Annotated in this window: 15 protein-coding genes; 8 read left to right on the forward strand and 7 right to left on the reverse strand. The window is 71.6% G+C overall.

Annotation, left to right across the window (positions count from 1 at the left end; translation table 11 throughout):
- The first annotated feature begins 106 nt into the window (after positions 1-106).
- From ABEA10_RS06980 to ABEA10_RS06995, 4 genes are all read left to right on the forward strand, one after another.
- Complete coding sequence (locus ABEA10_RS06980; RefSeq protein WP_345459013.1) at positions 107-334, forward strand: zinc ribbon domain-containing protein; 228 nt, start codon at positions 107-109, stop codon at positions 332-334.
- A gap of 104 nt (positions 335-438) precedes the next feature.
- Positions 439-942, forward strand: coding sequence for a hypothetical protein (locus ABEA10_RS06985; RefSeq protein WP_345458866.1), 504 nt, complete (start codon positions 439-441; stop codon positions 940-942).
- Positions 943-1,038: 96 nt separating this feature from the next.
- The gene (locus ABEA10_RS06990; RefSeq protein ID WP_345458868.1) at positions 1,039-1,713 is read left to right on the forward strand and encodes a response regulator transcription factor; all 675 of its coding nucleotides are present in this window, start codon (positions 1,039-1,041) and stop codon (positions 1,711-1,713) included.
- Positions 1,710-3,092, forward strand: a complete 1,383-nt coding sequence (locus ABEA10_RS06995; protein ID WP_345458870.1) for a sensor histidine kinase — start codon at positions 1,710-1,712, stop codon at positions 3,090-3,092. The genes ABEA10_RS06990 and ABEA10_RS06995 overlap by 4 nt, the downstream gene beginning before the upstream one ends.
- On the opposite strand, the gene ABEA10_RS07000 is transcribed toward ABEA10_RS06995, so the two are convergent.
- Positions 2,982-3,614: a TMEM175 family protein gene (locus ABEA10_RS07000; RefSeq protein WP_345458872.1), complete on the reverse strand. Its 633-nt coding sequence runs from the start codon at positions 3,612-3,614 to the stop codon at positions 2,982-2,984. The genes ABEA10_RS06995 and ABEA10_RS07000 overlap by 111 nt on opposite strands.
- 72 nt (positions 3,615-3,686) lie before the next feature.
- Between ABEA10_RS07000 and ABEA10_RS07005 the strand changes: the two genes are divergently transcribed.
- Both ABEA10_RS07005 and ABEA10_RS07010 read left to right on the forward strand, forming a co-directional pair.
- Positions 3,687-5,573, forward strand: coding sequence for an acyl-CoA dehydrogenase family protein (locus ABEA10_RS07005; protein ID WP_345458874.1), 1,887 nt, complete (start codon positions 3,687-3,689; stop codon positions 5,571-5,573).
- Positions 5,574-5,916: 343 nt separating this feature from the next.
- The gene (locus ABEA10_RS07010) at positions 5,917-6,198 is read left to right on the forward strand and encodes a muconolactone Delta-isomerase (RefSeq protein ID WP_345458876.1); all 282 of its coding nucleotides are present in this window, start codon (positions 5,917-5,919) and stop codon (positions 6,196-6,198) included.
- Positions 6,199-6,230: 32 nt separating this feature from the next.
- On the opposite strand, the gene ABEA10_RS07015 is transcribed toward ABEA10_RS07010, so the two are convergent.
- The 3 genes from ABEA10_RS07015 to ABEA10_RS07025 are packed head-to-tail and all read right to left on the reverse strand — an operon-like array spanning position 6,231 to position 8,482.
- Positions 6,231-6,587 carry a MerR family transcriptional regulator gene (locus ABEA10_RS07015; protein ID WP_329243483.1) on the reverse strand — a complete coding sequence of 119 codons (357 nt, stop codon included), beginning with the start codon at positions 6,585-6,587 and terminating at the stop codon, positions 6,231-6,233.
- Between the two features lie 55 nt (positions 6,588-6,642).
- Positions 6,643-7,299, reverse strand: coding sequence for a response regulator (locus ABEA10_RS07020; protein WP_345458880.1), 657 nt, complete (start codon positions 7,297-7,299; stop codon positions 6,643-6,645).
- A gap of 1 nt (position 7,300) precedes the next feature.
- Positions 7,301-8,482: a sensor histidine kinase gene (locus ABEA10_RS07025; protein ID WP_345458882.1), complete on the reverse strand. Its 1,182-nt coding sequence runs from the start codon at positions 8,480-8,482 to the stop codon at positions 7,301-7,303.
- A 123-nt stretch (positions 8,483-8,605) separates the two neighbouring features.
- On the opposite strand from ABEA10_RS07025, the gene ABEA10_RS07030 reads away from it, so the two are divergent.
- The gene (locus ABEA10_RS07030) at positions 8,606-9,493 is read left to right on the forward strand and encodes an ABC transporter ATP-binding protein (protein WP_345458884.1); all 888 of its coding nucleotides are present in this window, start codon (positions 8,606-8,608) and stop codon (positions 9,491-9,493) included.
- Positions 9,490-10,272 (forward strand): ABC transporter permease, encoded by a 783-nt coding sequence (locus ABEA10_RS07035; protein ID WP_345458886.1) that lies wholly within the window; start codon positions 9,490-9,492, stop codon positions 10,270-10,272. Before ABEA10_RS07030 ends, ABEA10_RS07035 begins: the two co-directional genes overlap by 4 nt.
- On the opposite strand, the gene ABEA10_RS07040 is transcribed toward ABEA10_RS07035, so the two are convergent.
- The 3 genes from ABEA10_RS07040 to ABEA10_RS07050 all read right to left on the reverse strand — a co-directional run bounded on the left by ABEA10_RS07040 (position 10,242) and on the right by ABEA10_RS07050 (position 12,410).
- Positions 10,242-10,589, reverse strand: a complete 348-nt coding sequence (locus ABEA10_RS07040) for a MerR family transcriptional regulator (RefSeq protein WP_345458888.1) — start codon at positions 10,587-10,589, stop codon at positions 10,242-10,244. The two genes, ABEA10_RS07035 and ABEA10_RS07040, sit on opposite strands and share 31 nt — an antisense overlap.
- Before the next feature lie 65 nt (positions 10,590-10,654).
- Positions 10,655-11,071 (reverse strand): Hsp20/alpha crystallin family protein, encoded by a 417-nt coding sequence (locus ABEA10_RS07045; RefSeq protein ID WP_329243503.1) that lies wholly within the window; start codon positions 11,069-11,071, stop codon positions 10,655-10,657.
- A gap of 193 nt (positions 11,072-11,264) precedes the next feature.
- Positions 11,265-12,410 (reverse strand): acetyl-CoA C-acetyltransferase, encoded by a 1,146-nt coding sequence (locus tag ABEA10_RS07050; protein ID WP_345458891.1) that lies wholly within the window; start codon positions 12,408-12,410, stop codon positions 11,265-11,267.
- Between the last annotated feature and the right edge of the window lie 103 nt (positions 12,411-12,513).

Consider the following 12,513-nt stretch of genomic DNA (forward strand, 5'->3'; position numbering starts at 1 on the left):
CGTTGGCCCCGGCAACGGCAACGGGCGCGCGTCAGTCTATCCACAGCGAGCGCCGCCGCCGTACCACTCGTGGGAGTCCGTCCGTTGAACTCCCAAACCCCTCCATATCCGGGCCTGGACGTGCCGGACGTGCGACACCGAACACGACCGAGACCACAACGCCGCTAAAAACGTCCTGTTCGAAGGGCGCCGGATCGTCGCCGCCGGACGGGCGGAGACAGTAAACGCCTCGCCGAGCGCAAGTAGGACCAGGATCCCGGTCCCGGCACAGCGCCTTGAAGCAGGAAGCTCCCGAGAGGGTCAACCGACCCTGGTAGGGCTCCCCGCCCTTTAGGCGAGGAGCACGTCAAGGTTCCCAGCGAACTCCCAGAGTTCTCCACCGGGCCTCCGAAACGCGTCAGGTTCAGTGAGAGACGTCGAATCAAGGAGGACACGAAGGTGAACAAGAAGGTTCTCGGCGGCGTCTCCGCTCTGGCGATCGGCGTGGTGGGCACCGGTGTCTACCTCGCGGTCCCGGCCTCCGCGGGCTCTCCACAGGCCGTGCCCGCCGCGGCGACCGGCAAGCAGCCGAACGCCGAACGGCGTCAGAACGCCCGCAAGGCGCTGCGGCGTCGCGCCGGGGTGCACGGTGATGCCACCGTCCGTACCAAGAAGAACGGGTTCGTCCAGGTGACCTGGCAGCGCGGGGTGCTCACCGCCAAGAGCGGAAGCGGCTTCACCGTGCGCAGCCTCGACGGCACGACCTGGCAGTGGCAGACGGCCAAGGGCACGAAGTTCCACAAGGACGGGCAGAAGGCGGACCTGTCCAAGCTGGCCGTGAACGACTTCGTCGTCGTCTTCGGCCGGGCCGGGGCGGGCGGCAGCCGTACCGCGGGCCGGGTGTTCGCGCCGAAGAAGGTGCCGGCCAAGGCGACCCAGTCGCCGACGCCGCAGCACAGCTGACCTCAGAGGGCGGGTGACGCCTCCGGTGACCGTCACCGGAGGCGTCACGCGCTCCCACGGCCCGCGGCCCGCGTACAGGCGCGATGATGGGACTCGATGGAGAATCCGCGCATACTCGTCGTCGACGACGAGCCGAACATCCGCGACCTCGTGGAGGTCGCGCTGCGTTTCCACGGCTTCGAGGTGACCACGGCCGCCACGGGCGACGAGGCGCTCAAGCGCGCCCGGGACGCCGGCCCGCAGCTCATCGTGCTCGACGTCATGCTCCCCGACCTCGACGGATTCGAGGTTTGCCGGCGGCTGCGGAGCCGCGGTGACGAGACGCCCGTCATCTTCCTCACCGCGCGCGACACCCCGACCGACACCGTCACCGGCCTGACGCTGGGCGGCGACGACTACGTCACCAAGCCGTTCTCGGTGGACGCGCTGGTCGCCCGGGTCCGCGCCGTACTGCGGCGCTCCGGGCGCGAGCCGGCCGACGAGATCCTCCGCGTGGCCGACCTGGAGCTGGACGAGGCCCGCTGGACCGTACGCCGGGCGGGCACCGCGATCGAGCTGTCGCCCACGGAGTTCCGGCTGCTGGCCTACCTCATGCACCACCCCGGACGGGTCCTGACGCGCGCCCAGCTGCTGGAGAACGTCTGGGGCTGGGAGCACTCGTCCTCCTCCCCCGTCGTCGAGACCTACGTCAGCTACCTGCGCCGCAAGATCGGCCCGGACCTGATCCACACGCAGCGCGGCGTCGGGTACGCGCTGCGGCCCCCGTCGTGAAGTCGCTCAACGCACGTCTCATGGCGGGCATGCTGGCGGTCACCGCGATCGGCATGGTGCTGATGGCGGTGGTCAGTACGGCGGCGCTGCGCGGTTACCTCATGCACCGGGTCGACGGCCAGCTCCAGGCGGTCCAGAAGAAGCCCGCCCTGGCGCGGATGGGCGACAGCACGACGCCGGGACGCTACATCATCCTCAACATGGCGCCGGACGGGACCGTACGCGCGGTCAGCGGCGACGACCCGGACCCCTCGGCAGCGCTCGACCAGGCGCGGCGCATGGGCCCGGGGATCTTCTTCGACGAGGCGGCCGGCGGCCGGCCGTTCGGGATGGGCGGCATGCGGGCGGTCGCCCGGGTGGGTCTGCGCGGGCACGTCACCGTCGTCGTCGCCCCGCTCGGCGACATCCGCGCGGCGCTGGCGTGGTTGATCGTGATCGAGCTGCTGACGACCGCGGTCATCCTGGGGGTGCTGGCCCTGCTCGGGCGCTGGCTGATCCGGCGCGGGCTCGCCCCGCTGTCCCGGATGGCCACCACGGCGCACGCGATCGCGAGGGGCGGCGACCTGCGCGCCCGCATGGAGGAGTCACCGTCGGAGGTGGGCCTGCTGGCGGGCGCGATCAACGTCATGCTCGGCCGGATCGAGCAGGCCTTCGTGGCGCGGGTGCGTTCGGAGGCGAAGGTGCGCGAGTTCGCCGCGGACGCCTCGCACGAGCTGCGCACCCCGCTGACGACCATCCGCGGCTACTCCGAGCTGTACGAGCAGGGCGCGGTCGACGCCGATGAGGCGATGCGCCGCATCTCGGCGGAGTCGGAGCGGATGCGGCGGCTGGTCGAGGAACTGCTCGAGCTGGCCCGTCTCGACAAGGGCTCCGCGCTGACGCGGGAGCACGTCGACCTGGCCGCCCTCGCCCGCGACGCGATCGCCGACGCGACGGCCGTGGAGCCGGAGCGCCCGCTAAGGCTCGACGCTCCCGCGCACCTGTCCGCCCTGGCCGACGAGGGCCGGATCCGGCAGGTACTCGCCAACCTGCTGGCCAACGTGCGCGCGCATACTCCGGCCGGGACGCCCGCGACCGTACGGCTGGCCGAGCACGCCGGGGCGGTGGTCATCGAGGTGGCCGACGAGGGCCCGGGGATGGCGCCGGAGGAGGCGGCGCGGGCGTTCGACCGGTTCCACCACGCGTCCGGCGGCGACGGCACCGGACTCGGGCTGGCGATCGTGGCCGCGATCGCCGCCGCGCACGGCGGGCGTGCGATGCTCCGGTCCTCACCCGGCGCCGGGACCGGCGTCCGGGTCGAGCTGCCGCGCGGTGGGCAGGTGCTCGAAGGCGTAGTAGAGCGCGGTCAGCCCGAACAGGACCAGCGCGGCCAGCGGTGACACGAGCGCGATCAGCGTCGTGAGGACGTAGGCGACGAACCCGATGCCGAACCTCGGGATCGACCGGCGTACGGCCTCCTGCTCCAGCCGCCCGTCGAGCATGTCCCGGCGGAAGACGACGTACCACCAGATCGCGGAGAAGCAGATCGACATCGCGATCATCAGCAGGCCGTACGCGACCATGATGGTCGTCGCGTCGCGGCCGCGCATGTGCTCGCCCAGCTCGTCGCCGACCACCTCGGTCAGGAACGGCACCACCGCCACGAACATGAGCAGCAGCAGGTTGAGCACGAGCAGAAGGCGATCGACGCGGACGACGTGGTTGAACAGGGTGTGGTGGTTCAGCCACATGATGCCGATGCTCAGGAAGCTGACCACGTACGCCAGGTAGGAGGGCCAGATCTCCACGAGCCGGTGCGAGAGCGGCCCTTCGCCGCCGGGCACCTTCAGCTCCAGTGCCAGCAGAGTGATCGCCACGGCGAACACGCCGTCACTGAAGGCCTCGGCCCGTTTCCCATCCATGTGGGCAGTTTGTCGCATGCCCTGGCTACTGACGGGTAGAACTCAAGAGTAACTTCCTGTGAGGTGATCTTCGTGACACACGTGGACGAACGCACCGCCCGCCGCGTGGCCGAGGAGGCCCGGCAGACGGAATGGGAACTTCCCAGCTTCGGCAAGGAACTCTTTCTCGGGGACTTCCGGCTGGACCTGATCCACCCGCACCCCGAGCCTTCGGAGAAGATGCGCCACAAGGGGGAGGAATTCCTCTCCCGCGTGCGGGAGTTCTGCGAGACCAAGATCGACGCTCGGACCATCGAGCGTGAGTCCCGCATCCCGGACGAAGTGGTCAAGGGTCTGAAGCAGCTCGGCGCCTTCGGGATGAAGATCCCCGAGGAGTACGGCGGGCTCGGGCTCAGCCAGCTCTACTACAACCGGGCGCTGATGCTCTTCGGCTCCGCCCACCCCGCGGTCGGTGCGATGCTGTCGGCCCACCAGTCCATCGGCGTCCCGCAGCCGGTCAAGCTGTTCGGCAGCGAGGAGCAGAAACGCGCGTACCTGCCCCGGTGCGTGAACGAGATCAGCGCCTTCCTGCTGACCGAGCCGGACGTCGGCTCGGACCCGGCCCGGCTGCGCACGACCGCGACCCCGGACGGCGACGAGTACGTGCTGGACGGCGTCAAGCTGTGGACCACCAACGGCGTGGTCGCGGACCTGCTCGTCGTCATGGCCCGCGTGCCGAAGTCCGACGAGCACCGCGGCGGCATCACCGCCTTCGTCGTCGAGGCGAACGCGGACGGCATCACGGTGGAGAACCGCAACGCCTTCATGGGCCTGCGCGGCATCGAGAACGGCGTGACCCGCTTCCACGGGGTGCGCGTGCCCGCCGCGAACCGGATCGGCAAGGAGGGCCAGGGCCTCAAGATCGCCCTGACCACGCTGAACACCGGCCGCCTGTCCCTGCCCGCCATGTGCGCGGGCGCGGCCAAGTGGAGCACGATGATCGCCCGCGAGTGGTCGAGCGCGCGGGTGCAGTGGGGCCGCCCGGTCGGTGAGCACGAGGCGGTCGCGTCCAAGATCTCCTTCATCGCCGCCACGTCGTACGCCCTGGAGGCGATGCTCGACCTGTCCAGCTCGCTCGCCGACGAGGAGCGCGGCGACATCCGGATCGAGGCGGCGCTCGCCAAGCTGTACGCCTCGGAGATGGGCTTCCTCATCGCCGACGAGCTCATGCAGATCCGCGGCGGACGCGGGTACGAGACGGCCGAGTCGCTGGCCGCTCGCGGCGAGCGCGGCGTGCCGGTCGAGCAGCTCGTCCGCGACATGCGCATCAACCGGATCTTCGAGGGCTCCTCGGAGATCATGCGGCTGCTGATCGCCCGCGAGGCCGTGGACGCGCACCTGTCGGTGGCCGGCGACATCATCGACCCCGAGGCGGACCTGCCGAAGAAGGCCGCGGCCGTCCGCAAGGCCGGCGGCTTCTACGCCAGGTGGCTGCCGACTCTCGTCACCGGCGCGGGGCAGCTCCCGACGTCGTACGCCGAGTTCGGCCCGCTGGCCAAGCACCTGCGTTACGTCGAGCGCGCCTCGCGCAAGCTGGCCCGCTCGATCTTCTACGCGGCCGGGCGGTGGCAGGGCAGGCTGGAGCGCAAGCAGGGCTTCCTCGGCCGCATGGTCGACATCGGCGCCGAGCTGTTCGCGATGAGCGCGGTCTGCGTCCGCGCGAAGACCGACGACCGGCCGGAGGCGTATGAGCTGGCCGACATGTTCTGCGCACAGGCGCAGGTGCGGATCGGCGAGCTGTTCGACCGGCTGTGGCACAACACCGACGGCCTCGACGCCGCCTTCGCGCGACGCGTCATGGACGGCCGCTACACCTGGCAGGAGGAGGGCGTACTGGACCCGTCCATCCCCGGCCCGTGGATCGCGGCGGCCGAACCGGGAGCGTCGAAGGTCGACAACGCGCATCGCACGGTCGCCTGAGCCGGTTCCTGTTCCGGCGGTCTCAGAGCCCCGCTCGGTAGGGCCCGCTCCCCCCGCCGGGAGCGGGCCCTATCCGAGGAAGAGGTCAAGGTGCTCCAGCACCGCCTCGGGCCGCTCCTCGGGGAGGAAGTGCCCGCAGTCCTCGATCCCGGGCGAGGTCCGCGTCCATCCGCCGCCACATCTCCCGCGTCGGGATGATGTCCATGACCACGAGCCGTTCGATGTCGCCCGGGTGGTCCAGCGCCCAGCGGTGCGCCACCCGCGCCCAGCGGTGCGCCACCCGCGCCCCGCGGTCGTGCCGTTCCCGCCAGAGCTCGCGAGTGTAACCACCGAGGAGGAACGCGTGGAATTCCTGGTCCGAGTCGACGGCGCCCGCGTCTACGAGCTCCCCGCGGACGAGAGCGCGGCACTGATCGAACGCGAGAGGGTCCGTGGGCGAGAGCTCATGGCCGCAGGGACGATCCGCCACTTCTGGCGCATCCCCGGCCGTCGCGGCAACATCGGCATCTGGTCGGCCGCCGACGCCGACGAGCTGGAGGCGGCGCTGACCAGCCTGCCGGTCTGGCCGTACGCGGACATCGAGGTCACCCCGCTGGCCCGTCACCCGATGACCGCGATGTCGTGAACCGTGGTGCCCAGCCCCGGCGGGCGGCGCGGTCAGATCGGGGGGACGCGGGACCTTCGCATCCGGGTCTGCCGTGACTCACGTTCGGTCAGGCGTTCCCAGGCCGCGTCGCGCTGGGCCTCCAGCTCGCGGACGCGCCGCTCCAGGGCCACGATGTGGCGGATGGCGGTGAGGGTGATGCCCTCCTGGGCCAGCTGGATGACGCGGCGGATACGGCCCAGCTCGTGGTGGGAGTAGCGGCGGTGCCCGCCCGGCGTACGGCTCGGGCGGACCACCTCGTAGGTGTCGAGACGGTGCAGGAATCGAGGTCGGGTACGGAGGATTTCGGCGGCCTGGCCTACCGTGTAGCGCGGCCGGTGTTCGTCTTCGGTGAGCATCGCGCGAGACATCGCAGCACGGTCCGCGCTCCGGTGCGGCCGGCACACGCCTGCGGTTGTGAGCTCTTTACCTGTCACGGGCCGGCCACGGGGCCGCGTCGCGGGCCAGGAGGGCCGCCTGGACGCGGTTCGCGCAGCCGAGCTTGGCCAGGATCCGGGTCATGTAGGTCTTGATGGTCGTCTCGCTCATGTGCAGCCGCCGGCCGATCTCGGCGTTCGACAGGCCCTCGCCCACGAGGCGTACGACGTCCGACTCGCGGGCGGTCAGGGCCGCCAGCCGTTCGGCCGCCTCCCGGCGGCGGTCCGTCGGGGTGACCATGCCGAGCACCGTGCGGGTCACGGCCGGTGACAGGTACGCGTCGCCGTCGTAAGCCGCGCGGACGGCGCGGATCAGCTCGTCGGGCCCGCAGTTCTTCAGCACGAACCCGGCCGTCTCACTCCGCAGGGCGCGCACGACGTTCGCCTCGGCGCCGAAGGAGGTGAGGACGACGCAACGGACGCCGGGCGCCAGCCGGCGCAGCTCCTCGATCGCGCTCAGGCCGTCCATCACCGGCATGGTGATGTCGACCAGCGCCACGTCGATCCGGTGACGGACCGCCGCCTCCACGGCCGCCCGGCCGTCCGCCGCCTCGGCGACCACCTCGATGCCGTCCGCCGAGCCGAGGATCGTGCGGATGCCCGCGACGATCAGCGGTTCGTCGTCGGCGACCAGGACCCGGATCACCTCAGCCCGCCCCCACCAGCATGCTCATCGGCAGGACCACGAACATGAGCGCCGCGGCGGCGAACCCGAGCAGGGCCGTACGCGCCGTACCCGGTACGGGCGTCTCGGCGTCCTCGCTCTCCGCCGCGAAGGGCAGCATCGCCACCAGCCGGAACTCCCCGTTCTCCGCCCGGTGGTCCAGGAATCCCCCGGCCGCCCGCACCCGCTCGTCCAGCCCGGTCAGGCCGTGGCCGGCGCCGTCCGCGACGTGGTCCGCGAGCGGGTTGACGACGGTGACCAGCAGGCCGTCCGGCTCCCAGGCGAGGTTCACCGTGACCGGCCGCCCCGGCGCGTGCCGGGACGCGTTGGTCAGGCCCTCCTCCACGACCCGGTACGCCGCCTGCTCCGCCTCCGCGTCGAGGGCACGCGGCTCTCCCCGCCGCCGGGACGTCACGGGCAGCCCCGCCGATCGGAACTCCGCCACGACCTCCTCGATCGCCGTGGCTCCGTGCGACCGGGCCCCCTCGCCCCGGAGCGTGCCGAGCAGCGTGTGCAGCTCGTCCACGGCGCCGCTCGCCGCCGCGCCCAGCCGCCGGACCGCCTCGCGCTGCGACGGCGGCACCGAGACCTCCAGCGCGGACGCCTGGATCGTCACCAGGCTGAGCCGGTGGCCGAGCGAGTCGTGCATGTCCCGCGCGATCCGCAGCCGTTCGCGCAGGCGCTCGCGTTCGGCGAGCAGCTCACGCTCCCGGCGGAGCCGGCGGTTGTTCCGGTCGAGCGCCGACAGCAGCCGCTCGTGCTGGGCGAGGTAGCGGCCGACGAGCAGCGGAAGGGCGACGAACACGACGTACGCGCAGACGAGGCCCGGGATCAGCCGGGGCTCCGGGGGCCGGACCAGGAGCTTGCCGCCCAGGCCGCCGAGCGCCACACCGGCGACGATCGCCGTGCCGGTGCGGGACACGACGCGGCGACCGGCCTGGTAGGCCGTCCACAGGAGCAGCGCGTACCCGCCGCCGGCCAGCACCACGAGTGCCAGCGCGACCGTGAAGGCGGCGGCCGGAAACCGCTGGGACAGCAGGACGACCAGTCCGAGCACGAGCGCGCAGAGCAGGATCCCCCACGGATGGAGGGTGTTCCCGTGCGCGGCGGCGAGGAGTGCCGTGTCCGCCGCGACCACGGCGGCGGCGAGGAGGTGTCGGCCCATGCGCAGCAGGCTACGTGCCCGGGAGCCGCGGCCGAGTGCCATCGGGCGGCGCCGACCTTGGTCGGCGGGATCGTCGACTTTCGAGGACTGCCCCGCGACCGGCCCGTTCCTAACGTGAACCGGGTGATCGAAGTACGGAACCTGAGCAAGAGGTACGGCGAGACCGTCGCGGTCGAGGACCTGTCGTTCACCGTGCGCCCGGGGCGGGTGACCGGCTTTCTCGGGCCGAACGGCGCCGGCAAGTCCACCACCATGCGGATGATCCTCGGCCTGGACCGGCCGACCGGCGGGCGGGCCCTGATCGACGGCGAGCCGTTCGCCCGGCTGGGCGAGCCGCTGCGCCGGGTCGGCGCGTTGCTGGAGACCACGGCCGCGCACGGCGGGCGGCGGGCCCGCGACCACCTGCGCTGGCTCGCGCGCAGCAACCGGATCCCCGAGCGGCGCGCCGCGGAGGTCCTGCGGATGACCGGCCTGGAGAACGTCGCGCGGCGGCGCGTGAAGGGCTTCTCCCTCGGCATGGGCCGGCGGCTCGGGCTGGCCGCCGCCCTGCTCGGGGATCCGGCGGTGCTGCTGCTCGACGAGCCGCTCAACGGCCTGGACCCCCAGGGCATCCTCTGGATGCGCAACCTGATGAGGGAGCTGGCCGCCGAGGGCCGCACGGTGTTCGTCTCCAGCCACCTGATGGGCGAGATGGCGCTCACCGCGGACCACCTCGTCGTGATCGCCCGTGGCCGCCTGCTCGCCGACACGACGGCCGCCGCGTTCGTGGCCGCGCACAGCCGCGCGTACGTGCGGATCCGGACGCCCGAGCCGGAGCGGATGCGCGACGTGCTCGCGGGCGCCGGCATCGCGGTCGGCACGGCGCCGGACGGCGCACTGGAGACGGAGGGCGCCGAGCCGGCGCGGATCGGCGAGCTGGCCGCCGCCCACGGGCTGGTGGTGCACGAGGTCTCCGCGCTGGAGTCGTCGCTGGAGGAGGCGTTCATGCGACTGACCGGGGAGGCGCGATGAGCGCGGCACGGGCGGCCCTGCGCGCCGAGTTGCTCAAGCTCCGCACCACGCGATCCACCGTGTGGACCCTGGTGCTGACCTTCGTGCTCTCCGCCGGGCTCGCCCTTCTGGTCGGGCTCAGCATGCGCAGCGGCTTCGACCGGATGGCCCCCGACGCGCGGGCGGCGTTCGATCCCGTCCTCATCAGCTTCTACGGCCTGATGATCGGTGAGATCGCCGTCGTCGCGTTCGGGGTGCTGTTCGTCGGGAGCGAGTACACGAGCGGGATGGTCCTCGCCTCGCTGACGGCGGTACCTCGGCGCGGGGTGTTCTACGGGGCCAAGGTGCTGGCCGGCGCGCTCACCGCCGCGGGGTTGTCGCTGGTGACCGGATTCGCCGCCTTCTTCGCCGGGCAGGCCGCGCTGGGCCCGCACGGCGTGTCCCTCGGCTCGGCCGGGGCCCTGCGGGCGACGCTGCTGGCCTGCGTGCACCTGACGCTGATGGGCGTGTTCGCGATGGGCGTGGCGGCCATCGCCCGCGGCACGGCGCTGCCGCTCGGGATCATGATCCCGCTGCTGTTCCTGGACTCCCAGGGGCTCGGCAACGTCCCCGGCATCCGTACCGTCGCGCAGTACCTTCCCGACCAGGTGGGATTCGTGATGATGAGGACGGTGCGGCCCGACCGGTCATCGGTCGGCTACCGCGGCTTCGGCCCGTGGACCGGCTTGGGAGTGCTCCTGCTGTGGACGGCGGCCGCCGTGGTCGGCGGTTACCTGGTGCTGCGCCGACGCGACGCCTGACCGTGCTCGCGGGTGCGGCCGAGCTCGGCCTCCAGCTCGGCGATGCGCCGGTGGGCCGCGCGCAGCTCGCTCTCGAGCTCGAGGATGCGGCGGATGGCCGACAGGGTCATCCCCTGGTCGGTGAGCCGCACGACGTACTGGACGAGCGTGATCTCGTGGCGGGAGTAGCGCCGTTGTCCGCCGGGCGACCGGCGGGGACTCACGACCTCATGCTCGTCGAGCCGGCGCAGGAACGCCTGCTGCACGCTGAGCATCGCCGCCACCTGGCCGACGGTGTAGAGCGCGGCCTGGCTGTCGTCGATCGGCAGTGAAGACATGATGCCCCCATCATGCACTGGGCGGGCGTCTCCTCGGAGGACGCCCGCCCGGATCCGGACCCGTCTTACTTGAGCGCCTTGCGCCCGCGGGTCTGGATCTCCACCTTGCGCGGCTTGGCCTGCTCCAGCACCGGAATGCGGACCGCCAGCACGCCGTCGTCGTACGCAGCGTCGATGGCGGACGAGTCGAGGTGCTCGGACAGGTAGACGCGCCGGGTGTAGGTGCCCATCGTGCGCTCCCGTACGAAGATCTGCTCGTCCTCGGCGATCTCCTCCTCGCGCCGCGCGCTGACCGTGAGGACGCCGCGGTCCACGGTCACCTCGATGGAGCCGGGGTCGATGCCCGGGAGGTCGAAGCGCAGGATCACCTCGTCCTTGCGGCGGATGCCGTCCATCGGCATCACGGCGGGCTGCCGGCGGGTGAGCCGGTCGAACTGGCGCTCGAACTCCTGCATGAACGGGTCGATCGACGTCAACAGCATGGAAGTCACCTCCAGGTGTGAACTCTCGTTATGAGCTAACCTCAAACTCAAGTTGTATATTTCCACGAGTCTGAGATGTAAACAAGCTCTCTGGAAGGTGACATGGAACTTCCCCGGACACGGCGAAGGGCGGGGTGCCTCACCTGGCACCCCGCCCTTCACGGACCGCGGCCCCGAGGGGCCGCGAACACCCTTACACGCGCTCGATGATGGTGGCGTTGGCCTGGCCGCCGCCCTCGCACATCGCCTGCAGGCCGTACCGGCCGCCCGTGCGCTCCAGCTCGTGCACGAGCTTGGTCATCAGGATCGACCCGGTGGCGCCCAGCGGGTGGCCGAGCGCGATGGCGCCGCCGTTCGGGTTGGTCTTCTCCAGCGACGCGCCGGTCTCCTTGGCCCAGGCCAGCGGCACCGGGGCGAACGCCTCGTTGACCTCGAACACGTCGATGTCGTCGACCGACAGACCGCCGCGCTTGAGCGCCTTCTCGGTCGCCGGGATCGGGCCGGTCAGCATGTAGACCGGGTCAGAGCCCTCGACGACGAGAGTGCGGATGCGCGCCCGCGGCGTGAGGTTGTGCTGCTTGACCGCCTCCTCCGAGGCGATGAGCAGCGCACCGGCGCCGACGGAGATCTGCGAGGCCACCGCGGCGGTGAGCTCCCAGCCGTCGCGCAGCGGCTTCAGGCCGGCCATCTTCTCCAGCGAGGTGTCCGCCCGCGCACCCTCGTCCTTGGTCACGCCCGCGATCGGGGCGATCTCCCGGTCGAAGTGGCCGTTCTCGATCGCGTGGACCGCGCGGCGGTGGCTCTCGAGCGCGAACTGCTCGAGGTCGCCGCGCTTGTAGCCCCACTTCTCGCACATGAGCTGCGCGCCGCGGAACTGGGAGATCTCCTGGTCGCCGTACCGCTGGTTCCAGCCCTCGCCGTACGGGAAGGGCATGCCCTTCTCCAGCGCCATGGCGACGCTGGAGCCCATCGGGACCATGCCCATGTTCTCCACACCGGACGCCACGACGAGGTCCTGGGTGCCGGAGAGGACGGCCTGGGCGGCGAAGTGGACCGCCTGCTGCGACGAGCCGCACTGCCGGTCGATGGTCACGCCCGGCACGCGCTCGGGCAGGCCCGCCGACAGCCAGGCCGTACGGGCGAGGTCGAGCGACTGCGGGCCGACCTGCATGACACAGCCCATGATCACGTCATCGACCGCCTCGGGGTCCACCCCCGTGCGCTCGACGAGCTCCTTCAGCACATGTGCACCCAGGTCGGCCGGGTGCACCGCCGCCAGCGCACCCTTCTTCGTGCCGACCGGGGTACGGACCGCTCCGACGATGTACGCCTCGGCCACGTCGCCTCCCAAACTCTCGTTGCGGGTTCCGTCCCAAACAACCGAACACTATTCGGTCAGTACGAGGTTACCTCGCCCGGCCGTCACGTCCATGTGACTCTGC

This window comes from Actinoallomurus oryzae (genome assembly GCF_039541955.1).
Taxonomy (GTDB): domain Bacteria; phylum Actinomycetota; class Actinomycetes; order Streptosporangiales; family Streptosporangiaceae; genus Actinoallomurus; species Actinoallomurus oryzae.

Bases quoted from the DNA above. Each gene is read 5' to 3' on its own strand.
- ABEA10_RS06990 (WP_345458868.1), top strand. From the start codon at position 1,039: ATGGAGAATCCGCGCATACTCGTCGTCGACGACGAGCCGAACATCCGC.
- ABEA10_RS07025 (WP_345458882.1), bottom strand. From the start codon at position 8,482: ATGGGCCGACACCTCCTCGCCGCCGCCGTGGTCGCGGCGGACACGGCA.
- ABEA10_RS07040 (WP_345458888.1), bottom strand. From the start codon at position 10,589: ATGTCTTCACTGCCGATCGACGACAGCCAGGCCGCGCTCTACACCGTC.
- ABEA10_RS07045 (WP_329243503.1), bottom strand. From the start codon at position 11,071: ATGCTGTTGACGTCGATCGACCCGTTCATGCAGGAGTTCGAGCGCCAG.
- ABEA10_RS07015 (WP_329243483.1), bottom strand. From the start codon at position 6,587: ATGTCTCGCGCGATGCTCACCGAAGACGAACACCGGCCGCGCTACACG.
- ABEA10_RS07035 (WP_345458886.1), top strand. From the start codon at position 9,490: ATGAGCGCGGCACGGGCGGCCCTGCGCGCCGAGTTGCTCAAGCTCCGC.
- ABEA10_RS07000 (WP_345458872.1), bottom strand. From the start codon at position 3,614: ATGGATGGGAAACGGGCCGAGGCCTTCAGTGACGGCGTGTTCGCCGTG.